At 71.6% G+C, this 19,980-nt stretch carries 18 protein-coding genes; 8 read left to right on the forward strand and 10 right to left on the reverse strand.

The genetic code is table 11. From position 1 onward, the window contains the following. Positions 1-43: 43 nt before the first annotated feature. The gene (locus tag N5D62_RS14455; RefSeq protein ID WP_279758531.1) at positions 44-928 is read right to left on the reverse strand and encodes an AraC family transcriptional regulator; all 885 of its coding nucleotides are present in this window, start codon (positions 926-928) and stop codon (positions 44-46) included. Between the two features lie 112 nt (positions 929-1,040). Here N5D62_RS14455 and N5D62_RS14460 point away from each other — a divergent pair, with 112 nt between their 5' ends. Continuing rightward, entirely contained in the window at positions 1,041-2,423 is a 1,383-nt protein-coding gene (locus tag N5D62_RS14460) for a cytochrome P450 (RefSeq protein ID WP_279758532.1), read from the forward strand. Positions 2,424-2,555: 132 nt separating this feature from the next. Here the strand turns inward: N5D62_RS14460 and N5D62_RS14465 are convergent, their stop codons facing one another. Next, entirely contained in the window at positions 2,556-3,158 is a 603-nt protein-coding gene (locus N5D62_RS14465; protein WP_279758533.1) for a helix-turn-helix transcriptional regulator, read from the reverse strand. Between the two features lie 116 nt (positions 3,159-3,274). On the opposite strand from N5D62_RS14465, the gene N5D62_RS14470 reads away from it, so the two are divergent. After that, positions 3,275-4,489 carry an MFS transporter gene (locus N5D62_RS14470; RefSeq protein ID WP_279758534.1) on the forward strand — a complete coding sequence of 405 codons (1,215 nt, stop codon included), beginning with the start codon at positions 3,275-3,277 and terminating at the stop codon, positions 4,487-4,489. Positions 4,490-4,564: 75 nt separating this feature from the next. Next, the gene (locus tag N5D62_RS14475) at positions 4,565-6,607 is read left to right on the forward strand and encodes a hypothetical protein (RefSeq protein WP_279758535.1); all 2,043 of its coding nucleotides are present in this window, start codon (positions 4,565-4,567) and stop codon (positions 6,605-6,607) included. 15 nt (positions 6,608-6,622) lie between these two features. On the opposite strand, the gene N5D62_RS14480 is transcribed toward N5D62_RS14475, so the two are convergent. Both N5D62_RS14480 and N5D62_RS14485 read right to left on the reverse strand, forming a co-directional pair. Next, the gene (locus N5D62_RS14480; protein WP_279758536.1) at positions 6,623-7,615 is read right to left on the reverse strand and encodes a Bug family tripartite tricarboxylate transporter substrate binding protein; all 993 of its coding nucleotides are present in this window, start codon (positions 7,613-7,615) and stop codon (positions 6,623-6,625) included. Next, entirely contained in the window at positions 7,612-8,145 is a 534-nt protein-coding gene (locus N5D62_RS14485; protein WP_279758537.1) for a MarR family transcriptional regulator, read from the reverse strand. Before N5D62_RS14485 ends, N5D62_RS14480 begins: the two co-directional genes overlap by 4 nt. Positions 8,146-8,249: 104 nt before the next feature. Here N5D62_RS14485 and N5D62_RS14490 point away from each other — a divergent pair, with 104 nt between their 5' ends. The 4 genes from N5D62_RS14490 (at position 8,250) to N5D62_RS14505 (ending at position 11,790) form a co-directional block, all read left to right on the forward strand. Further along, positions 8,250-9,512 (forward strand): flavin-dependent oxidoreductase, encoded by a 1,263-nt coding sequence (locus N5D62_RS14490; protein ID WP_279758538.1) that lies wholly within the window; start codon positions 8,250-8,252, stop codon positions 9,510-9,512. Positions 9,513-9,659: 147 nt separating this feature from the next. After that, a complete protein-coding gene (locus N5D62_RS14495) occupies positions 9,660-10,754 on the forward strand; it encodes a Uma2 family endonuclease (RefSeq protein WP_279758539.1) in 1,095 nt (364 codons plus the stop codon). 179 nt (positions 10,755-10,933) lie between these two features. After that, a complete protein-coding gene (locus tag N5D62_RS14500) occupies positions 10,934-11,395 on the forward strand; it encodes a hypothetical protein (protein WP_279758540.1) in 462 nt (153 codons plus the stop codon). Continuing rightward, positions 11,392-11,790 carry a hypothetical protein gene (locus N5D62_RS14505; RefSeq protein WP_279758541.1) on the forward strand — a complete coding sequence of 133 codons (399 nt, stop codon included), beginning with the start codon at positions 11,392-11,394 and terminating at the stop codon, positions 11,788-11,790. The genes N5D62_RS14500 and N5D62_RS14505 overlap by 4 nt, the downstream gene beginning before the upstream one ends. Before the next feature lie 82 nt (positions 11,791-11,872). Here N5D62_RS14505 and N5D62_RS14510 read toward each other — a convergent pair whose 3' ends face one another. The 5 genes from N5D62_RS14510 to N5D62_RS14530 form a co-directional block, all read right to left on the reverse strand. Further along, on the reverse strand, positions 11,873-12,613 hold the full coding sequence (locus N5D62_RS14510) for a metallophosphoesterase family protein (RefSeq protein WP_279758542.1): 741 nt from the start codon (positions 12,611-12,613) through the stop codon (positions 11,873-11,875). A 35-nt stretch (positions 12,614-12,648) separates the two neighbouring features. Next, positions 12,649-13,509, reverse strand: a complete 861-nt coding sequence (gene fghA / locus N5D62_RS14515; RefSeq protein ID WP_279758543.1) for an S-formylglutathione hydrolase — start codon at positions 13,507-13,509, stop codon at positions 12,649-12,651. Between the two features lie 35 nt (positions 13,510-13,544). Further along, positions 13,545-14,528 (reverse strand): glutathione synthase, encoded by a 984-nt coding sequence (gene gshB, locus N5D62_RS14520; protein ID WP_279758544.1) that lies wholly within the window; start codon positions 14,526-14,528, stop codon positions 13,545-13,547. Between the two features lie 82 nt (positions 14,529-14,610). After that, the gene (locus N5D62_RS14525; RefSeq protein WP_279758545.1) at positions 14,611-15,789 is read right to left on the reverse strand and encodes a benzoate/H(+) symporter BenE family transporter; all 1,179 of its coding nucleotides are present in this window, start codon (positions 15,787-15,789) and stop codon (positions 14,611-14,613) included. 22 nt (positions 15,790-15,811) lie between these two features. Then, positions 15,812-17,695, reverse strand: coding sequence for a potassium transporter Kup (locus tag N5D62_RS14530; protein ID WP_279758546.1), 1,884 nt, complete (start codon positions 17,693-17,695; stop codon positions 15,812-15,814). A gap of 252 nt (positions 17,696-17,947) precedes the next feature. Here N5D62_RS14530 and N5D62_RS14535 point away from each other — a divergent pair, with 252 nt between their 5' ends. Continuing rightward, positions 17,948-18,637: a hypothetical protein gene (locus tag N5D62_RS14535; protein ID WP_279758547.1), complete on the forward strand. Its 690-nt coding sequence runs from the start codon at positions 17,948-17,950 to the stop codon at positions 18,635-18,637. Here N5D62_RS14535 and gshA read toward each other — a convergent pair. After that, a complete protein-coding gene (gene gshA / locus N5D62_RS14540) occupies positions 18,628-19,923 on the reverse strand; it encodes a glutamate--cysteine ligase (RefSeq protein WP_279758548.1) in 1,296 nt (431 codons plus the stop codon). The two genes, N5D62_RS14535 and gshA, sit on opposite strands and share 10 nt — an antisense overlap. Positions 19,924-19,980: the final 57 nt, after the last annotated feature.

Consider the following 19,980-nt stretch of genomic DNA (forward strand, 5'->3'; position numbering starts at 1 on the left):
CCTCCCGGGGGCGAGGGGGTCGTTCAGGTGGCGTCGCGGGGCCTCACACCCAGACGCGGTAGGCCCAGAAAGCCTCGTCCTGGTCGACGCGCCGGCGCAGTTCCTCCGGGCTGAAACCGCTCAGGCGGCGGGTTTCCCGGCACAGGTGCGCCTGGTCCGCGTAGCCGTGGTCCTGGGCCAGCGCGCTCCAGATCACCTCGCCCTCGTCCTCCTGTTGCCGGCGCACGTCGTGGAACGCCGCCTCGGCGCGGCTGACCAGCCGCAGCGCGCGCAGGCTTTGGCCGCTCCATTGCTTGATGCGGCGTTCGGCCTGGCGGACGCTGCGGCCGTGGCCGGCGGCGATCGCGCGCAGCGCCAGGTGCTGCATCCAGCCGGCGTAACCGCGCGGCGCGGGGTCGTCCTCCCGCACGCGGTCGCGCACCGCGCGCCAGCGCGGCAGCAGGAAGTCCTCCAGCGTGCGGCGGGCCTCGTGTTCGTCGCGCGCGGCGAGCATCGCGGCGTCGAGCGCGCGCCAGTCCGGGTCGTCGAGGACCGACATCGGCAGCATCTGGTCCTTGAGCAGGCCGAGGTCGACACCGGTCAGCGCCTGCAGGGCCTCCGGCCGCATCGCGACCATGAAGACACGCGTGTCGGCGGTCGCCTGGAAACGCCGGGGACCACTGCGCGGGCCGCCGATCACCCCCGCCGGCAGCCAGTCGCCCGGGGCGCCCTCGAGGGTCAGCTCGCGCACGCGGCCGGCGAGCGTCCAGCTCAGTCCGCACAGCGGCGTCGCGGGGAACCAGCTCTGGCACTGGGCGTCGCTGAGCGCGTGGCCCTGCGTGGCGGCGGCGGAGAGGTCGCGCCACAGGTAGGCGTAGAGGCAGCCGTCCAGCGCGCGCGGCGGGATGCGCAGTCGCGCGACGGTGGCGGGATGCAGCGGAGCGTCCATGGCGGCGCAGTCTAGGCGCCCTCGCCCGCGGCCGCGCGCCCGAGCGGCTTGTCCCCGTGGATGTCGCTTCGATTCAAGACGCCGGGCCGCGCCGCGCGGACGATCCGCCGCCATGAGCCACGTCCTTGCGATCCCCGACACCGTCCCCGGCCCGCGCCCGCGTTGGGCCGGGCTGCCCGAGGTCCTCTCGATGCGCCGCGACTACCTCGGCCATTTCCGGCGCTTGCAACAGCGCCACGGGGATGTGGTGCACCAGCGGCTGCTCGGGCTGGACGACTACAACTTCTTCCACCCGGACCATGTCCGCGAGCTGCTGATCGCCAGCCACGACGGGATGATCCGCTGGCAGCGCGCGACGCAGGTCTTCGCCGACGCCCACGGCCAGAGCGTGCTGGTGGCCGAGGGCCCGGCCTGGCAGCGCCAGCGCAAGCTGCTGCAGCCGGGGTTCTCGCCGCAGCGGGTGCAGGGCTTCGTGCCGCTGATGGTCGAGGCGTCGCGCCAGGCGCTCGACCGCGCGGTGCCGGCCGGCGCCGGGGCGGCCGAGGTCGACTTCGAAGGGCTGATGACGCTGCTGACGATGGACGTGATCCTCCAGACGCTGTTCGCCACCAGCGGCGTCGAACGCGGCGAGGCCTCGGCCGAGGCGGCCTGGGCGGTGCATGAACTGGGCCGCGTGGCGATGGGCGAGATGTACGTGCCGGTCAGCGCGCCGCTGTGGGCGCCGTGGAAACGCGGCAAGCGCCGCGCGCTGCAGGCGCTGGACGGACTGATCCGGGGGCATGTCGCGCGACGGCGCGCGGCGGAGCCGGCCGAAGCGGGCGGCGACCTGCTGGCGCTGCTGATGTCGCTGCGCGACGAGACCGGCCAGGGCCTCGACGACACCGCCTTGCGCGACGAGTGCATGACGACTTTCCTCGCCGGCCACGAGACGACAGCCGCGGCGCTCACCTGGTGGGGCTGGTGCATGGCCGCGCATCCGCAGGCGCAGCGGCGGGCGGCCGACGAAGTCGACGCGGTGCTCGGCGGACGCGCGCCGACGGCCGCGGACCTGACGCGCCTGTCGTGGCTGAGCCTGTGCATCAAGGAGACGCTGCGGCTGTACCCGCCAGCACCGGCGCTGTTCTCGCGCCAGGCGAGCGACACGCTGTCGATCGCGGGCCTGACGCTGCGGCGCGGCGCGCTGTTGCGCATCACGCCCGGCGTGATCCAGCGCGATCCGCGCTGGTTCGAGGATCCCGATGACTTCCGTCCCGAGCGCTTCGATCCGGCCAGCGGTCACGCCGAGATCCCGCGCGGCGCGTGGATGCCCTTCGGCGCGGGGCCGCGGGTGTGCCTGGGCAGCCACTTCGCGCTGACGGAGATCACGCTGGTCGCGGCGATGGTGCTGCAACGCTTCGGGCTCGGCGCGGTGCCCGACGCGCCACCGCCGGAGCCGGTGCTTCAGATCACGCTGCGGCCGAGGCATCCGTTGCGGCTGCGCCTGCTTCCGCGCTGAGGTCGTTCGCGCCACGTCGCGCCCAGGGGTCGACGCGGTGTTTCCCGCGCGCGCGGCGCTGTCCGCCCGCGCGGAATTTTTCATTCATGGACGCCCGGCGGTTCGCCCCCTAGGGTGCCGGGCATGAGCCCGTCACGCCCCCGCGCCGGCCGCCTCGGAGCCGGTCGCCATCGCGATCGTCTCCGTCAACCGCACGAAGCTCCCATCCGACAGCTGGATCCGCACCCAGCGCATCCGGCTGGGCAGGATCGGCATGTCCTGCTCGACCGCGGCGCCGGTGTCGAACTCGACCGCGGCCGGCTGCGGCTCGTACCAGCCCAGCGCGTCCAACCGTTCCTCCTGCGCCACGATCTCGGGCGTCGCGTAGCACCACAGCGCGCGGCCGATCAGCTCGGCGCGCGGCAGGCGGCAGTGGCGCTCGCGCGCGCTGGACATCGCCAGCAGCCGGTGGCTCAGGTCGCAGATCAGGTGGATGGGCACCGGCGCGCGCTCGACCAGGCGGCCGAGCTCGAAGTCCGCCGCGCTGTCCAGCCGCGCCGCCATCAGCCGGCGCAGCGCCTGCTGCTCGTCGAGCGAGGGCGCGACCAGGCCCGATTCCCAACGCGAGACCGTCGTCTGCGAGACGCCCAGTTCCAGCGCGACGGCGCCCTGCTTCAGGCGACGCAGCGAGCGCCACAGCCGCAGGCTGCGGCCGAGCTGGCGGGCATCGCAGGACAGCAGCGGCGAATCGTTCATGGCGATGAGAAGCGGACGGTGGGCAACGGGACGATGACGGCGGTCGCGGCCATGAGGATGGACGAATCGCGGAACACCGGCTCGCTCGGGCTCGGGCTCGGGCTCAAAGGATCGAGATGAGGATTGTCCTGTACTACCTGTGCGGCGTGTTCGCCGCGGCCCAATTGGGCAAGCTCGCGGCGCTGTCGCCGCCGATCGCGCGCGAGCTGCACCTCGGCCTGGCGGCGATGGCGGCATTGACCTCGCTGCTCGAGGTCTGCGGCGCGACGCTGGGCGGCGTGGCCGGGCACCGGCTGCCGCGTTTCGGATTGAAGCGCTCGTTGTCGATGGCGGTGCTGGCGCTGGCGATCGGCTCGGCGGGCGCGGCCTTCGCGCACGAGGTCGCGCTGCTCGCGGCGGCGCGGCTGGTGGAGAGCCTCGGTTACCTCGCGATCGTCGTGGCGGCCCCGGTGCTGATCGCCCGCGAGGCCGAAGGCCGTCGCCAGGCGGCGGCCATGGCGCTGTGGAGCACTTTCGTGCCGGTCGGCATGGCGCTGGGCGCCTGGGCCTATGCGCACGCCGCCGCCTGGACCGGCTGGCGCGCGGCGCAGGCGCTCAGCGTCGCGGGCGGGGTGGTCCTGTGGCTCGCGCTGCGGTCGGTGCCCGCCGACGCCGCCGGCGCGGCCGACGACGATCACCCGCCTCCCGGCAGGACCGGCGCGCGGTTGTGGGCGCTGGTCGCCGCGTTCGGCGCCTACGCGATCGCGGAGGTCGGCCTGCTCGCGCTGCTGCCCAGCCTGCTGACGCAAGGCGGCATGCCGTTGAGCGCCGCCGGCACCTGGACCGCCGCCGCGGCGCTGGCCAACGTGCCGGCCAGCGCGCTCGGCGCCTGGCTGCTGCGCCGCCATGGGGCGGCCTCGCGCGCGATCGCCGCGGGCATGGGGCTGTCGCTCGCGCTGTCCGGCGCGCTGTTCCTGGCCACGCTGCGCGACGGCGGCGCGGCGCCGCTGCAGGCGGCGCTGGCGATCGCGATCAACGCCGCCTCGGGCGTGTTCCCGAGCCTGGTCTTCGCGCTGCTGCCGCTGGCCGCGCGCACACCGCAGCGGCTGTCGCTCGCCAGCGGCCGGCTGACGCAGTTCGGCGCCTCGGGCGCGCTGCTCGGACCGCCGCTGATGGGCGCCGTCGTCGAGCGCTGGGGCTGGAGCGCCGCCGGCGGCCTGTCGCTCGCGCTGTCGCTGGCGGCGATCCCGCTGGCGCTCTTCGCGTGGCGGGGGCTGGCGCCTGCCGGCTCGCCCGGTGCGCGAATCGCCCCGTCCCCCCGGCCGCCCGGGCTTTCCCGCCTCGACCCCTGACGGACCCGGCGGCTAGCATCCGCCGCGCGCACGTGCGGGCCCTCACAACACCGCGTGCCGCCAGGGAGGATCCTCATGCGACAACGTCCATCGCGGTCGACGACCGCGTCGGCGCGCGCCGTGCTGGCCGCGCTCATGCCCGTCATGCTGGCCGGTCTGATGACCGCCTGCGGCGGCGGCGGAGGTGGCGGCGGCGACGCCGCGCCCCCGCCGGTCGAGACCGCCGCCCGCGACAAGCCGCTCGCGCTGTCGGCGGCCAACCTGCACGACGCCGCGTCCATCGCGGTCGGCTACGCGGGCACGGCGCTGTCGGTGGGACAGGCGACGGTGGACTGGCTCGCGTCGCTGGACGGCGCTCGCGCGACCAGCGCCTCCGGCACCTGCCGCAACGGCGGCAGCTTCACCCTGACGCTGAACGACCGCGATGCCAACAACCGCCCGAGCGCCGGCGACCGGCTCGACGTCGCGCTGACCGGCTGCTGGGTCGACGGGCTGGAGGACGTCTACACCGGCATGCTGTCGATCGACCTGGGCACGCCCGCGCCCGGCGCGCAATGGGCCGGCATCGTGACGGCGGGCGCCACGTTCGGTCCCATCGCCAGCGGCGGTGTCGGCGTGCGCCTGTCGGGGTCGCTCGCGTTCGACTACGCCACGACCGCCACGCTGCGCACGCTGCACGTCGGCAACGGCGCGACGCCGCTGTCCGTCATCGGCGCCGCCGGCGGCAAGACCGCCACCGATGTGCTGACCGGCCTCGACGTCCGGCGAGAACTCGACCGCGAAGGCGCCCGCAACCGGCTCTGGCTCGCGGTGACCGCCTCGAGCGACATCGTCGGCGGCCGCGTCGTTCTCGCGACGACGACACCGCTGGCCTCCTGGCTGAACGCCTTTCCCGACGCCGGCGAGCTGACGGTCACCGGTGCCGCCGGACAGGCCGCGAGGGCCACCGTGTCGACCAACGCGCTGAACTTCGCGATGGGGGCGGCCACGAGCTCCGAAGCGATCACCGAGCTGCTGCCGACCTTCGCCTTCTCCGCCAAGGGCCTGGCCGAGCCGAACGACAACGGGCTCTACGCGCTGAAGGCGCCCTTCGAGTCCTTCGGGCTGCTGCTGGTCCCAGGGGACACGGTCGATCCGTCGGGCACGCTGACCTGGCAGTACACGAAGCCGATCGCCGCGACCTCGGCATCGGACCTGACGCTGCTGCCCTCGGTCCCCAGTGGCCTCGATGCATGGGGCCGCGGCGCGATGAAGCTGAACTGGCAGGTCAAGGGCGCATGGATCACCGCGACACCCGCGGAACAGCTGGCACCCGGACAGGGGTACCAGCTGTCCAACTGGCCCTCCACCAACATGGTCGACTCGGCCGCGACCGCCACGCCGAAGGCGGAGACCGAACGCGCGCCGGCGCCGAACTGGAAGGGCACCGCCCGGGCGACGGTGTCGGCGAAGGCGACCAGCTCCGCCACCGCGCCGCTGACGGGCGCCTCGGCCATCGCGACGCTGGACGCCAGCGCCTCGACGGCGGCCAGCGGCGCGCCGGTCTATCTCTGGCGCCAGGTCTCCGGCCCCGCCCTGGCCTTCAGCGCCACGGACAAGGCCGTCGTGCAGGTCGGGCCGCAGGCGGCGGATTCCGGGCTGGCGGTCGTCGAACTGGAGGTCCGCAACGCCGCCGGCGACAAGGACCTGACGCGCCTGACGCTGCAAGTCTTCAACGGCGGCGCCGGCTACCTGCTGCGCAGCAAGCCCGCCGGCGCGGCCGCCTGGACCTCGCTCTACGCCGCGGCCGGCGGCTCGACCCACGTGACCTACCTGCCGGCCAGCGGCACGCTGGACCTGCTGATCGACAGCGGCCGGCTCCTGGTGGGCACCTCGCCCGCCAACTGGGCGACCGGCAGGAGCTTCGGCCTGCCGGCCAGCGGCAGCTACTTCTTCATCGCGCCGAGCCGCGGCGGTGCCTGCCTGGGCACGTCCACCATGACCATCCAGGTGCGGGACTTCAACCTGGCGGCGAACGGCTCGGTCGACCGCCTCGCGCTGGACCTCGACGAGAACTGCGATGGCCAGCACACGCTGGGCGAGCTGCGCTTCAACACCGCGGTGCCGGCGACGCCCTGACGCCGCCGGGCCCGCTCAATCGTCCGACGAGAACCCCGACGCCGCCACGATCGGTCCCCATTGCGCGCGTTCGGCGGCGAGCCGGCGCGCGTAGTCCGCCGGCGCCATCGACAGCGGCTCGAAGCCGAGCTTGGCCAGGCCCTCGACCACCTGCTTCTCGCGCAGCGCGACGCGCACCAGGTCGAAGACCTTGTCCACGATCGCGGCCGGCGTCTTCGGCGGCAGGAACAGGCCGTAGGTCTCCACGCCGATGATTCCCTTGAAGCCCTGTTCGCCGAAGGTCGGCACCTCGGGCGCGAAGCGCGAGCGCTCGTGGTCGGTGACGCCCAGGATGCGCAGCCGGCCGCTGGCCAGGTGCGGCAGGAAGTCGCCCAGAATGAAGCAGCCCGAGGCGATCTGCCCGCCCATCAGGTCCTGCAGCCCGGGCGCGGCGCCGCGGTACGGCACATGCGTCAGCGTGATGCCGGCGGCGCGCTTGAACTGGTCGCCGAGGAAATGCGGCATCGCGCCGGCGGCCGGCGTCGCGTAGGCGGATTGCTCCGGATGCGCCTTGGCCCAGGCGACGAAGTCGGCCAGCGTCTTCACCGTCGCCGGCACCATCGGCCCGACGCCGAAACCGCAGGTCGCGTTGGCGATCGGCGAGACCGCGATCGCGTCGCTGTCCGGCTTGTAGGCCAGCTTGCGATAGACATGCGGATAGATGGTGAACATCGACGACGGGCTCATCAGCAGCGTGCCGCCGTCGGGCGGCGCGTCCTTGAGCGCGCTCACCGCCAGGCGGCCGCCGGCACCCACGCGCTGCTCGACCAGCACCGTCTCCGCGAGCCGGCCGCGCCAGGCCTCGGCGACGCGGCGCGCGCTGACGTCGACCGAGCCCCCGGCCGGAAAACCGACCAGGATGCGCGGCATCGCCGCCGACTGCGCGCGCAGCGGTCCCGCCAGGCCCGCCAGCGCGGCCCCCAGCAGCAGGCCGGCGTCGCGGCGGGTGAAGGTCCGGTCGTCGTTCATCGCTTGTCTCCGTCGTTGTCGTTCGTGCCGGCGCGGGCGGCGGCGACCGCCGCCAGCCGCTCCAGATCCGCCTTCAGCGCCGCGGCGCGCTCGCCCAGGCCGGCCATCAGCGCCTGGTCGTGCGCGCGCACCTGGCGCTCCAGCGCGGTCAACCGCCGCTTGCCCGCCGCGGTCAGGAACAGGCCCCAGCTTCTTGCGTCCTCCGCGTCGTCGCGGCGTTCCACCCAGCCGCGACCGGTGAGCCAGTCGGTCAGGCGCAGCGCGCCGCTGCGATGCAGGCCCATCGCCTGCGCCAGCAGGCCCTGGCGCATGCCCGGGTTGCGGCCCACCAGCACCAGCGCCGCGAAGCGCTGCGGGCTGACGTCGGAGCCCGCGGTGGCGCGATAGAAGTCCAGGTAGAGCGCGTTCTGCGCGCGCCGCAGCGCGTAGCCGAGCAGCGCGTCGAGCACGCCGTAGTCCAGCCCGGGCACGGGCAGCAACGGGGCTTCGGGCGGTTCGGCGGCGGGCGCGGGCGTCTTGGTTCGGGTCATCGGGATCAGCTTAGAACCTGTTGCATAGCGCAACTATCTCGCTTACCCTGACCCGGAAGGATCGCGTCGATCCCCGATTTCATCGACTCCCCGGGAGACTCTGCATGGCCCTGGACATCCTGATCGCCGGCGGCGGCATCGGCGGACTGACGGCGGCGCTGGCGCTGCGCCGCGACGGACATCGCGTGACGGTCTGCGAGGCGGCGGCCGAGCTGCGGCCGCTGGGCGTGGGCATCAACCTGCTGCCGCACGCGGTGGCGGTGCTCGACGAGCTGGGCCTGCTGCCCGCGCTGCGGGCGATGGCGGTGCCGACCTCGGCGCTGATCTTCGCGAACCGGCACGGGCAGACGATCTACGAGGACCGGCGCGGGCTGGCGGGTGGCTACAGCCATCCGCAGTTCAGCGTGCACCGCGGCGAGCTGCAGCTGATGCTGTGGCGCGAGGCGGCCGAGCGCCTCGGCGCCGAACACCTGGTCAGCGGCTGGCGCATCACCGGCGCGCAGCTGGAGGGCGAGGCCGTCGTCGCGCAGGGCGTGGACGCGTCGGGCGCCGTCGTCGAGCGGCGCGCGGACCTGCTGATCGCGGCGGACGGCATCCATTCGGCGATCCGCCGGCAGCTCTACCCCGACGAGGGGCCGCCGCGCTGGAACGGGATGATGATGTGGCGCGGCACGTCGCTGGCGCGGCCGTTCCTCGACGGACGGACCATGGTGCAGGCGGGGCACCGGCGCGCGAAGTTCGTCGTTTATCCGATCGCGCCGCCGCGCGCGGACGGGCTGCAGCTGATCAACTGGATCTGCGACCGGCGCCTGAGGGAGGATGGCCTCGGCGGCGGGCTGACCGCGCCGGGACGCGAGGACTGGAGCAAGCCGGGATCGCTCGACGACCTGCTGCCGACCTTCGGCGACTGGCGCTTCCCGTGGCTGGACGTGCCGGGCGTGATCCAGGGCGCGACGCAGCTGCTGGAGTGGCCGATGGTGGACCGCGATCCGTTGCCGCGCTGGCGGCACGGGCGCATCACGCTGCTGGGCGACGCGGCGCACCCGATGTATCCGATCGGCTCCAACGGCGCGACGCAGGCGATCCTCGACGCGGCCGCGATCGCGCAGGCGCTGCGGGAGGAACCGCGCGTGGAGACGGCGCTGGCGGCCTACGAGGCCGAGCGCCGGCCGATGTGCGCGCGCATCGTCGAGCTCAACCGGCAGGAGGGGCTGGACTACATCCTCGACATGGTCGAGGAGCGCGCGCCGGAGGGCTTCGCGCGGCTGGAGGACGTGATCGATCCGGCGGAGGTGGATGCCTTCGTCAAGCGGTACAAGGCGGCGGCCGGGCATCGGCAGACGCCGGTCGCGCCGCCTGCGGCGTAGGGGCGGGAACCGCCCTCCTCGTCCCGGTCACCCAGGCGCCTTCGATTTGGGGCCGGGGCTCGATTTCACACGGATCGAGGTAGCAGACGCCCGGCATCGGTCTCCGAAAAATCGCCACCTTCCCTCACGACGTTGCAGGAGTGGCGAATGTCCTACATGCCTGTCGAGCAGCTGATGACCGCCGATGAATTCCTGGCCTGGCAGGACCGCCAGGAAGTGCCGCACGAGCTGCTTGGCGGGCTGTGTCACCCGGTGCCGGCGCGCGACCTGGTGTTCTTCCGCCTGCTCGTGAACCTGACGACCGCGATCACGAATGGATTGGGCGATGCCCCGTGGGCGACCTTCATGGGCGCCGATCCGCTGGTGGCCAATGCGTTCGACGTGCTCCGCCCGGACGCCTTCGTGGCCCGTGGCGTCGAGCGCTCGCCGCCGGTACTGGCCTGCTTGTTCACGACGACGGGTGGCGCCGTCGACGGCAGGCGCCTGGACGCGCTGCGACGCGTCGAGACGCTGCGGGAACTCGTGATCGTGGACCGCCAGGCGCGCGCCGTGACGGTGGAGCGCAGGGAGGCCCCTGGCACGTGGGTGCGAGTCCGCCATGAAGCCGGCGCAACGGTGCGCCTGAGCACGCTCGAGATCGCGTTCCCGGTGTCCGACGTCTTCGTCGGACTGGACGAGCCCGATCCGTCGCTGACCTTCGAGGCGTTCTGGGCCTGGGACCAGGCTCAGGTCGGCAAGCACGAGTTCCTGGACGGCCGGATCGTGGCGATGACTGGCGCCCGGGTGAACCACGGGACGACGTGCATGAACCTCGCCACGACCTTCCATCGCCACCTGGCAGGCACCCCGTGCCGCGTCTTCTCCGCCGACGCCGCCGTGCGGATCCCCTTGGCCTCGTCCCACTTCTATCCCGACGTCGTCGTCACCTGCGAATCGCTCTGCGCGGAACAGTGGTGGCTGGAGGCGCCGGTCCTGGTGATCGAGGTGCTGTCGATGTCGACCCAGCGCTACGACCGGACCGACAAGGCGCGGGCCTACTTTTGCCTGCCGTCCTTGCGCGAGTACGTGCTGGTCGACCATGTCCGCCGCCACATCGATCTTCATCGCCGGGAGGCCGACGGCAGCTGGTCCCGCCATCCCTCGATCGGCGACGCGCCGCTGCATTTGCAGTCCCTGGACCTGACCGTCCCCGCCGAGGTCATCTACGCGCACATGGCGCCCAGCGGTCAGGCCGCTGCGTGACCCGTCCCGCGTGCCTCGCGGCCGTCGCCGCAGGGGCGGGAACCGTCTACCTCGTTTCGGTCACCACGGCGCCCTGGATCCGGGGTCTCGAAGGGACTTCACGCTGATCGAGGTGAGAGACGACGAGGGTTGGAGTTCGAAGAATCACTGCTTCATTCACCACCGAATAGGAGCAATGAATGGCCTATGCATATTCGGACCGCCTGATGCCCTCCAAGCCGAAACCACCTCTCGTGCCGCCAGCCCGTGTCGTCGGAGCGCAGCCAACGCATCGGATCGATGCACCGTGGCTCGCCGTCGAGAAGCGCCTGGACGAGTTGGCCGCCCTGCCAGCCAACTGGAATGACGAAGGTTCACCACCGATCTCCGCGTCGGCCCTGCATGTCACCCGGCAGCTTCTGGCGCATCGTCGTCCGCTCATCGGATTGGGTGTCCTCTTCCCATCTCCCGATGGGGGCGTGCTGATCGAGTACGTCCGAGGCCATTGGGACCTCACCGTGGAGATCAACGCTGATGGCAGCCTGGAGATCTTCGGCTTCGAGATCGGCGGGACGCTCAAGTTGTATCCGCGCCCCTATCCCAGTCTCGACGCCGAGTTTCTCGATGTGCTCGATGCGATGGGAGGTCCAGGATGGCAATGAGGTTGAACGACGCGGACGAACTCCTGTTCCGGCAGATCCATCCTAGCGGGCTGGAGGCCGGATGCCCCTGCAGTTCCTGCTTCATGCCCTCGAAGTCGGACCTCGGTCAACTGTCGGTGGACCGCTCATCCATCACGACGGCCGAGGGCGCTCATCAGCTCTATACGTGCAATGGCAGGGCATCGGCAGCCGTCTACGGACTGACCGTCGCGGACTTTCTGGCGTGCGACATTCCGTGCTTCGAGGATCCCGTGCTCGGTCATCCGAGCCTGCCGGACAACCCTGCACATGCGCTGGCTGACTTCTCCAATCAATGCCGAACTCGGCAGCGAGTCGCGGCAAAGGAACTGAAACACCTGGCTGTCTCGCGTGGCCGCCTGTTCGATGCCTCATGAGCACTCGAAGCAGGCTTCTTTCGCGTCATCCTGATCTGTCACCGACACACCCGTGCCCTGAGAGAACACAGACCTGGCGCGCTCATGTCGCCCATCCCGTCCTCAACCACCTCGCCCAATCGTCGAACCCAGACGCCGCGGCCATCCGCGCCGCGGCCTCGTGGTCGTAGGGCACGCTGATCGACTCGACCCACCAGCCTTGCGACGTGCGCTCGATCACCGCGTAACGCGCATCCGGCGAGCCGTTCTCCGCGACGTAGTGGATCGGATGGTCGTCGTCCCAGGCTTGCAGGCCGACGCTGCCGGGATTCACCAGCCACTGGCCCCGCGCGCCGCGCATCGCGCGCGGCACGTGCGTGTGGCCGCAGCACACGACCGATGAACGCTCCTCGCCGAGGCGATCGGCCACCTCGGCCGCCGTCGCCATGCGCAGCCGCGGGCCGTCCTGCGTGTCGAGGAAGTACTCGATGTCCCGGCGCGGCGTGCCGTGGCACAGGAAAACCTCGTCGGTCAGTTGAAGGGTCTTGGGCAAGGACCGCAACCACCCCAGTTCCGCCTCGCCCAGCCGCTGCCGCGTGTGGCCGTCGGATCGTCCGCCGGGCTTCTCCGGCGTGATCGCCAGCAGTTGCCGCTCATGGTTGCCGGCGATCGTCGGCCAGCCTTCGGCCATCAGGTACTGCGCCGTTTCCAGCGGGCGCAGCGGCCCCGACAGGATGTCGCCCAGGTTGACGATCCGGTCCACCCCGCGTCGGCGGACGTCCGCCACCACCGCCTCGAGGGCCAGCAGGTTGCCGTGGATGTCGGACAGCAGGGCGATGCGCATGGCGGCCTTTCGGGTGGCGGCGCGGCGCCTGGCGATCAGCCAGGCAGTTGCCGCGCGTGATGCAGCAGGTGGTCGTCGATCACCGACGCGATGAAGTAGTAGCCGTGGTCATAGCCGTCGTGGCGACGCAGCGTCAGCGGCTGCCCCACCGACGCGCAGGCCGATTCCAACGCCTCCGGATACAGCTGCTCCGCGAGGAACTTGTCCGCCAGGCCCTGGTCGACCAGGATGCCCCGCGGATACGGCGCCCGCGACTGCGCCTGCATCAGCGCGCTCGCGTCATGCGCGGGCCAGGCGTCGCGGTCCTCGCCGAGGTAGCCAGTGAAAGCCTTCACGCCCCAGGGACAGCGGCTCGGCGCCGCGATCGGCGCGATCGCCGACACGGACGCGAACGCCCCTGGATGCCGCAGCGCCAGCGTCAGCGCGCCATGCCCGCCCATCGAATGCCCGGCGATGCCGGTCCTCGACGCGTCCAGTCCGAGCAACGCCTGCACCTGCGGGATCAGCTCCTTCATGAGGTAGCTCTCCATCCGCCAGTGCGTGGCCCACGGCGCCTCGGTCGCGTCCAGGTAGAAGCCCGCGCCGATGCCGAAGTCCCACGACGCGGTCGCGCCCGGCACGGCGCTCGCCGCGTCGCCGCGCGGGCTGGTGTCGGGCATCAGCAGCGCCAGCCCGAGCTCGGCGGCCCGGCGTTGCGCGCCGGCCTTCATCGTGAAGGTCTCCTCGGTGCAGGTCAGCCCCGCGAGGAACACCAGCAACCCCTTCGCCGCGCGCGCCCCGCCCGGCGGCAGGAACAGCGCGAAGCGCATCGGCAGGCCGATCTCGGCCGAGTCGTGGCGGTGGAAACGCTGCACGCCGCCGAAGGAGCCGTGCTCGCTGATCAGTTCGAAGCTCATGTCGATTCCCGAAGGCAGACGCGGCAAGGCGCGGCTCAGCGCGCCGCGGCCACCGCCGCCTCCAGCGCGTCGACGAACACCGCGCCGACGTCGAACCCGGTCTGCTGCATGATTTCCTGGAAGCAGGTCGGGCTGGTCACGTTGATCTCGGTCATCTTGTCGCCGATGACGTCCAGCCCCACCAGCAGCAGCCCGCGCGCGGCCAGCACCGGCGCCAGCGCCTCGGCGATGCGGCGGTCGTCGTCGGTCAGCGGCTGCGCCACGCCCTTGCCGCCGGCGGCCAGGTTGCCGCGCACCTCGGTCCCCTGCGGAATGCGCGCCAGCGAGTACGGCACCGGCGTCCCGCCGATCAGCAGGATGCGCTTGTCGCCCTTGACGATGTCCGGCACGAAGCGCTGCACCATCACCGACTGCGCGCCGTTCTTGTTCAGCGTCTCGATGATGCTGCCCAGGTTCAGCGCGTCGGCCTTGACGCGGAAGATGCCCATCCCGCCCATGCCGTCCAGCGGCTTGAGGATGATGTCCTGGTGTTCGGCATGGAAGGCCCGGATCGCCGCCGCCGAGCGCGTCACCAGCGTCGGGGTGATGAACTGCGGGAACTCCAGGATCGCCAGCTTCTCCGGGTGGTCGCGCAGCGCGGCCGGCTTGTTGAACACCCGCGCGCCCTCGCGCTCGGCCTGCTCCAGCAGGTGGGTGGCGTAGAAGAACTCCGAATCGAACGGCGGGTCCTTGCGCATCAGCACCGCGCCGGCGTCGGCCAGCGCCAGGTCTTGCGTCTCGGCGATCTCGTGCCAGACGTCCAGCTTCGTGCCGGCCTGGCTGGCGATGGCCTCCGGCGTCAGCGCCAGGCGCTTGGCCGCGTGCGCGGTCACCCGGCCGCCGCTGACCCACAGCAGGTCCGTCACCTCGCAGACCCACAGCTCATGGCCGCGCCGGGCGGCCTCGCGCATCATCGCGAAGGTGGAGTCCTTGTAGGTGTTGAACGCGGACAGCGGATCGGCGACGAACAGCAGTTTCATGAGGGGCTTTCGGCAGGAAGTCAGGCGGCCCTTCGGACAGGGCCATCGGCAGGACGATCGACGGATCCACCGGCGGGGGTGGTCACGACGTCTTCGGCTGAGCGCGGAAGTGTTGCACCAAAAGAGAAACCGCACCGGCGACCACGCCCCAGAACGCCGAGCCGATGCCCAGCAGGCTCAGCCCCGACAGCGTGACCAGGAAGGTCAGGATCGCGGCGTCGCGGTGGCGCTCGTCCTTCAGCGCCGCGGACAGGCCGCCGGCGATGGTGCCCAGCAGCGCCAGGCCCGCCACCGCGGCGATCAGCTCGCGCGGGAACGCCGTCAGCAGCCCGACGACCGCGCCGCCGGCCAGGCCGATCGCGAGGTAGAACACACCCGCCATCGCCGAGGCCATGTAGCGGCGGGCCGGATCCTCGTGCGCCTCGCGCCCCATGCAGATGGCGGCGGTGATCGCCGCGAGGTTGAAGGCGTAGCCGCCGAACGGCGCGAAGACGATCGACGCCAGGCCGGTGGTGGCGATGCTGGCCGAGACCGGCGTCTGGTAGCCCGAGGCGCGCTGCGCGGCGACGCCGGGCAGGTTCTGCGAGGCCATCGTGACCAGGAACAGCGGCAGCGCCACGCCGACCAGCGCGGTCACCGAGAAGCTGGGCGTGACCCACACCGGCGTCGCCCACTCCCAGACCACCGCCTCGAGGTGCAGCCGGCCCTGCGACGCGGCGACCGCGACGCCGGCCAGCAGCACCAGCGGCGTCGCGTAGCGGGGCAGGAAGCGACGCGCCAGCACGTAGGTCAGCGCCATCGTCAGCACCAGCGCGGGCGCGGTCTTCGTCGCCAGCACCGCGTCCAGCCCGAAACGCGCCAGCACCCCGGCCAGCAGCGCCGAGGCGATCGCGATGGGAATGCGGTCCATGATCCGTTCGAACCAGCGCGTGGCGCCGGCGACCAGGATCAGCGCGCCGCAGACGATGAAGGCGCCGACCGCCTCGGGCATCGACACGCCGGAGACGCCGGCCAGCAGCGCCGCGCCGGGCGTGGACCAGGCGGTCAGCACCGGCTGGCGGGTCCACAGCGACAGGCCCAGGCTGGTCAGCCCCATCCCCAGGCCCAGCGCCCAGATCCAGGAACTGGCCTGCGCCGGCGTGGCGCCGAGCGCCTGCGCCGCCTGGAACACGATGGCCACGGAGCTCGTGAAGCCCACGAGCACCGCGACGAAGCCCGCGACCACGGCGGACAGGGACAGGTCTTGCAGCCAGCGTTTCATGGACGCGGAGCTTACGTCGGTCTCAGATCTCGACCTTCGAGCCCAGTTCCACGATCCGGTTGGTCGGCAGGTGCAGGAAGTCCGCGGCCGCGGCCGCGTTGCGGTGCATCGACGCGAAGAGCTTCTCGCGCCACAGCGCCATGCCCGAGCCGATCGTCGGGATGACGATGTCGCGCGACAGGAAGTAGCTGGTCTCCATCTCGTCCAGGTGCACGCCGCGCTGCTCCAGCAGCTTGAGCGCGTCCGGCACGTCCGGCTCGTTCTTGAAGCCGAAGTGCAGCGTCACCTGCCAGCAGTCGTTGTCCAGGCTCTCGACCTCGCAGCGCTTCTCGAAGCCGATCCACGGCACCTCGTGGTGCCGGACGCTGACGAACAGGTTTTGCTCGTGCAGCACCTTGTTGTGCTTGAGGTTGTGCAGCAGCGCGTTGGGCGTCACGCCCTGCTCGGCCGACAGGAACACCGCGCTGCCCTGCACCCGCGTCGGCGGGTTGATGAAGACCGCCTCCAGGAAGCTCTTGAGGTCGATCGCGTCCTCGCGCAGCTTGTCCGACAGCAGCCGCCGGCCCTGCTTCCAGGTCAGCATCAGCGTGAACATGCCGAAGCCGATCAGCAGCGGGAACCAGCCGCCGTGCGCCACCTTCAGCAGGTTGGACGCCAGGAAGGTCGCGTCGATCAGGAAGAACGCGCCGGTGGCCACCACGCACAGCCACAGCGGGTAGCGCCAGCCGAAGCGGATCACGAAGAAGGTCATGACCGTGGTGATCGTCATGTCGATCGTCACCGCCACGCCGTAGGCGCCGGCCAGGCGGCTCGACGACTCGAAGAACGCCACCGCCACGACGACGAAGGCGAACAGGCCCCAGTTGACGAAGGGCACGTAGATCTGGCCGGTGTCGCGCACCGAGGTGTGGATGATGCGCATGCGCGGCAGCAGGCCCAGCTGCACCGCCTGCTTGGTCACCGAGAACGCCGCCGTGATCAGCGCCTGCGAGGCGACGACCGCCGCCAGCGTCGCCAGCGCGAACAGCGGGATTTCCGCCCAGCTCGGCGCAAGCAGGAAGAACGGGTTCTTGATCGCCTCGGGCCGGTCCAGCAGCAGCGCGCCCTGGCCGAAGTAGTTCAGCGTCAGCGCCGGCATCACGAAGCCGTACCACGCGATGCGGATCGGCTGCTTGCCGAAGTGGCCGAGGTCGGCGTAGAGCGCCTCGCCGCCGGTCACCACCAGCACCACCGCGCCCAGCGCGACGAAGGCGATCCAGCCGTAATGGGTGCAGAACTCGATCGCCCACATCGGGTTGATGGCCTGCAGCACATGCGGGTTGCCCACGATCTTGGGGATGCCCAGCAGCGCCAGCGAGGTGAACCACACCAGCATCACCGGCCCGAAGGCCTTGCCCACGCCGCCGGTGCCGAAGCGCTGCACCGCGAAGAGCCCCGCCAGCACCACCAGCGAGATCGGCACCACCGCGTCGTGGTACTGCGGCGCGTAGACCTCGATGCCCTCGACGGCCGAGAGCACCGTCATGGCCGGCGTGATCACCGCGTCGCCGAAGAAGATCGCCGTGCCGAAAAGGCCGACCAGCATCAGGCCGCGCCGCAGCGACGGTTTCTCGCGCACCGCGGTGGTGGCCAGCGCCAGCATCGCGATCAGGCCGCCCTCGCCGTTGTTGTCGGCGCGCAGGATCAGCAGCACGTACTTGAGGGAGACCACGATGGTCATGGTCCAGAACAGCAGCGACAGCACCCCGAGGATGTTGTCGTGCGTCATGGGGACGTGCGCGCCGTGGAAGACTTCCTTGAGCGCGTACAGGGGACTGGTGCCGATGTCGCCGTAGACGACACCGAGGGCGCCGATGGTCAGGCCGGCCAGGACGGTCGGCGAGCGGGGCGCGTGGTGTGAACTCACGAAAGCGCGAGCGGCCACAGGGGGGCCGCCGGAAGTCGAAAGCGCCTATTGTCTGCGCTTCATTGTGCGGTGCGTCAATGGGCACCTCCCGCCGTTGCGGGACCGGGGTTGACGCGCGGCGCCGGTTGCGCTTGGAGCCGGTTGCGATTGAAGCCGGGAATTCCACCCGAAACCGGTGGGAGCCCCTCCACGGGGGCCGGACACTGACCGCCCCAGAACCGCGGGGAGGTCCCGCGGAAACCGCCTTCGAGCATGTCCCTGCTTGCGCTGCCGCACTGCGTTGCCCGCTTCCTCCATCCCCACGACGACGGCGCCGCCGTCGCCGCCCGGCGGGTCGAACGCACCGCGGCCACCCTCCTCGACGAATTCCGGTGCACGGGCGCCCAGCTCGGCCACGCGCTGGACCGACAGCGCCGCCGGACCCGAGTAGCTCCGACCCCGGCCCTGCCCCGCCCCCAGGACCGGCGCGGACCGATCGGCCTGGTGATCGAGGCCGGCCCGGGTTACGGCATCCGGCTGGCGCAGGCCCACGCGCATGCCCGCCATCCCCGCGCCCCGCTCGTCTCGGTCGGCCTGATCGACGGCGCGATGGCGCCGCCGCAGCTGCATGACCTGCTCAAGCTGATCCGGGAGACCAAGCGGCGCGGCGAGGAGGTCCTGGTGCGCGCGCCCTTCGACTCATGGCTGGAGGAGACGCTCGCCGTCGCGGGCCGGGTGCTCGACGAGGCCGCCGCCGGCCGCCTCGCCTTCGATCACGAGGACACCCTGCTGCCGGCCTGCGCGGCGCTGGCGCCGCATGCCCGCTTCTCCGACAGGGACCTGGGCAGCCTGTGCGCGTTCCACTTCTACTGCCGCTGCCTGTTCCCCGCGTCGGAGACCCAGGCCAGTCCCGGGTCGACGCGGCGATGGGTGGCGGCGGAGGACGCCGTGCCTCAGGCGTAGTCCTCGGCGTCCGGGTCGGTGGTCTCGAGCTCGTAGCTGGCCGCGAGCATCGCCAGGCGGCCGATCACGCCGTACATGTAGAAGCGGTTGGGCGCGCTGGCGCCGGGCTTCTCGCCGGGCGCGGGCAGGTGCGACGAATGCGCGAAGGCCAGCGGCACGAAGCGCGAGCCCGGCGCGTTCAGGTTCTCGTCCTCGCCGCGGTCGGCGTGCACGCGGTAGAAGCCGCCGACGACGTAGCGGTCCATCATGTAGACGACCGGCTCGGCCACCGCCTCGTGGATGCGCTCGTGCGTGGCCACGCCTTCCTGCACCAGCACCTGCGACAGCGCCGGCACGCCTTCCAGCTTCGCGAGCTTGTCGCGCGCCTTGATGGCCAGCGCGTCCAGGTCCTTGGCGTCGCGGATCGTCATCACGCCCAGGCCGTGCGTGCCGGCGTCCGGCTTGACGACGACGAAGGGCTTCTCCGGGATGCCGTATTCCTTGTACTTGCGCCGCGTGCGCGTCAGCGTCGCGTCCACCTGCGCCTGCAGCGCGTCCAGCCCGGCGCCGGTGGCGAAGTCCAGCCCGTCCACCGCCACCGAGTGCGGATAGATCAGCCACGGGTCCATGCCCAGCAGCTTGGCGAATTTCTTGGACACCTCCTCGTAGGCGCGGAAGTGCTGGCTCTTGCGCCGCGCGGCCCAGCCCGCGTGCAGCGGCGGCAGCAGGTACTGCTCGTGCAGGTGGGTCAGCACGTCCGGCACGCCGGCCGACAGGTCGTCGTTGAGCAGGATGGTGCAGGGATCGAAGTCCTTGAGCATCAGCCGCGAGCGCTGGCGCACCAGCGGCTCCAGCGTCAGCGCGCCGCCGTCGGGCAGCGCCATCGTCGTGGGCTCCTTGACCGACTCGTCCAGCGAGCCCAGCCGCACGTTCAGCCCGGCCATCGAGAAGATGCGCACCAGCGTGGCCAGGTTGGACAGGTAGAAGCTGGAGCGGTTCTTCGCCTCCGGCACCAGCAGCAGGTTCTTGGCCTCGGGGCAGATCTTCTCGATCGCCGCCATCGCCGCCTGCACCGCCAGCGGCAGCATCTCGGGCGTCAGGTTGTTGAAGCCGCCCGGGAACAGGTTGGTGTCCACCGGCGCCAGCTTGAAGCCGGCGTTGCGCAGGTCGACGGAGCTGTAGAACGGGGGCGTGTGCTCCATCCACTCGAGCCGGAACCAGCGTTCGATCGCCGGCATCGACTCGAGCACGCGCTGCTCCAGTTCATTGATGGGCCCGGTCAGGGCGGTGATGAGGTGAGGGACCATGATGAGCGGCGCCTGGACAGCCTGTGGGGCGGGTCTTCTGATTCTAGGCACGCCCAC

The sequence above is a fragment of the Mitsuaria sp. GD03876 genome, from assembly GCF_029840635.1.
Taxonomy (GTDB): Bacteria; Pseudomonadota; Gammaproteobacteria; order Burkholderiales; family Burkholderiaceae_C; genus Roseateles.

Coding starts and splice junctions, on each gene's coding strand:
- N5D62_RS14455 (WP_279758531.1), bottom strand. CDS start 928: ATGGACGCTCCGCTGCATCCCGCCACCGTCGCGCGACTGCGCATCCCG.
- N5D62_RS14460 (WP_279758532.1), top strand. CDS start 1,041: ATGAGCCACGTCCTTGCGATCCCCGACACCGTCCCCGGCCCGCGCCCG.
- N5D62_RS14465 (WP_279758533.1), bottom strand. CDS start 3,158: ATGAACGATTCGCCGCTGCTGTCCTGCGATGCCCGCCAGCTCGGCCGC.
- N5D62_RS14470 (WP_279758534.1), top strand. CDS start 3,275: ATGAGGATTGTCCTGTACTACCTGTGCGGCGTGTTCGCCGCGGCCCAA.
- N5D62_RS14475 (WP_279758535.1), top strand. CDS start 4,565: ATGCGACAACGTCCATCGCGGTCGACGACCGCGTCGGCGCGCGCCGTG.
- N5D62_RS14480 (WP_279758536.1), bottom strand. CDS start 7,615: ATGAACGACGACCGGACCTTCACCCGCCGCGACGCCGGCCTGCTGCTG.
- N5D62_RS14485 (WP_279758537.1), bottom strand. CDS start 8,145: ATGACCCGAACCAAGACGCCCGCGCCCGCCGCCGAACCGCCCGAAGCC.
- N5D62_RS14490 (WP_279758538.1), top strand. CDS start 8,250: ATGGCCCTGGACATCCTGATCGCCGGCGGCGGCATCGGCGGACTGACG.
- N5D62_RS14495 (WP_279758539.1), top strand. CDS start 9,660: ATGTCCTACATGCCTGTCGAGCAGCTGATGACCGCCGATGAATTCCTG.
- N5D62_RS14500 (WP_279758540.1), top strand. CDS start 10,934: ATGGCCTATGCATATTCGGACCGCCTGATGCCCTCCAAGCCGAAACCA.
- N5D62_RS14505 (WP_279758541.1), top strand. CDS start 11,392: ATGAGGTTGAACGACGCGGACGAACTCCTGTTCCGGCAGATCCATCCT.
- N5D62_RS14510 (WP_279758542.1), bottom strand. CDS start 12,613: ATGCGCATCGCCCTGCTGTCCGACATCCACGGCAACCTGCTGGCCCTC.
- fghA (WP_279758543.1), bottom strand. CDS start 13,509: ATGAGCTTCGAACTGATCAGCGAGCACGGCTCCTTCGGCGGCGTGCAG.
- gshB (WP_279758544.1), bottom strand. CDS start 14,528: ATGAAACTGCTGTTCGTCGCCGATCCGCTGTCCGCGTTCAACACCTAC.
- N5D62_RS14525 (WP_279758545.1), bottom strand. CDS start 15,789: ATGAAACGCTGGCTGCAAGACCTGTCCCTGTCCGCCGTGGTCGCGGGC.
- N5D62_RS14535 (WP_279758547.1), top strand. CDS start 17,948: ATGTCCCTGCTTGCGCTGCCGCACTGCGTTGCCCGCTTCCTCCATCCC.
- gshA (WP_279758548.1), bottom strand. CDS start 19,923: ATGGTCCCTCACCTCATCACCGCCCTGACCGGGCCCATCAATGAACTG.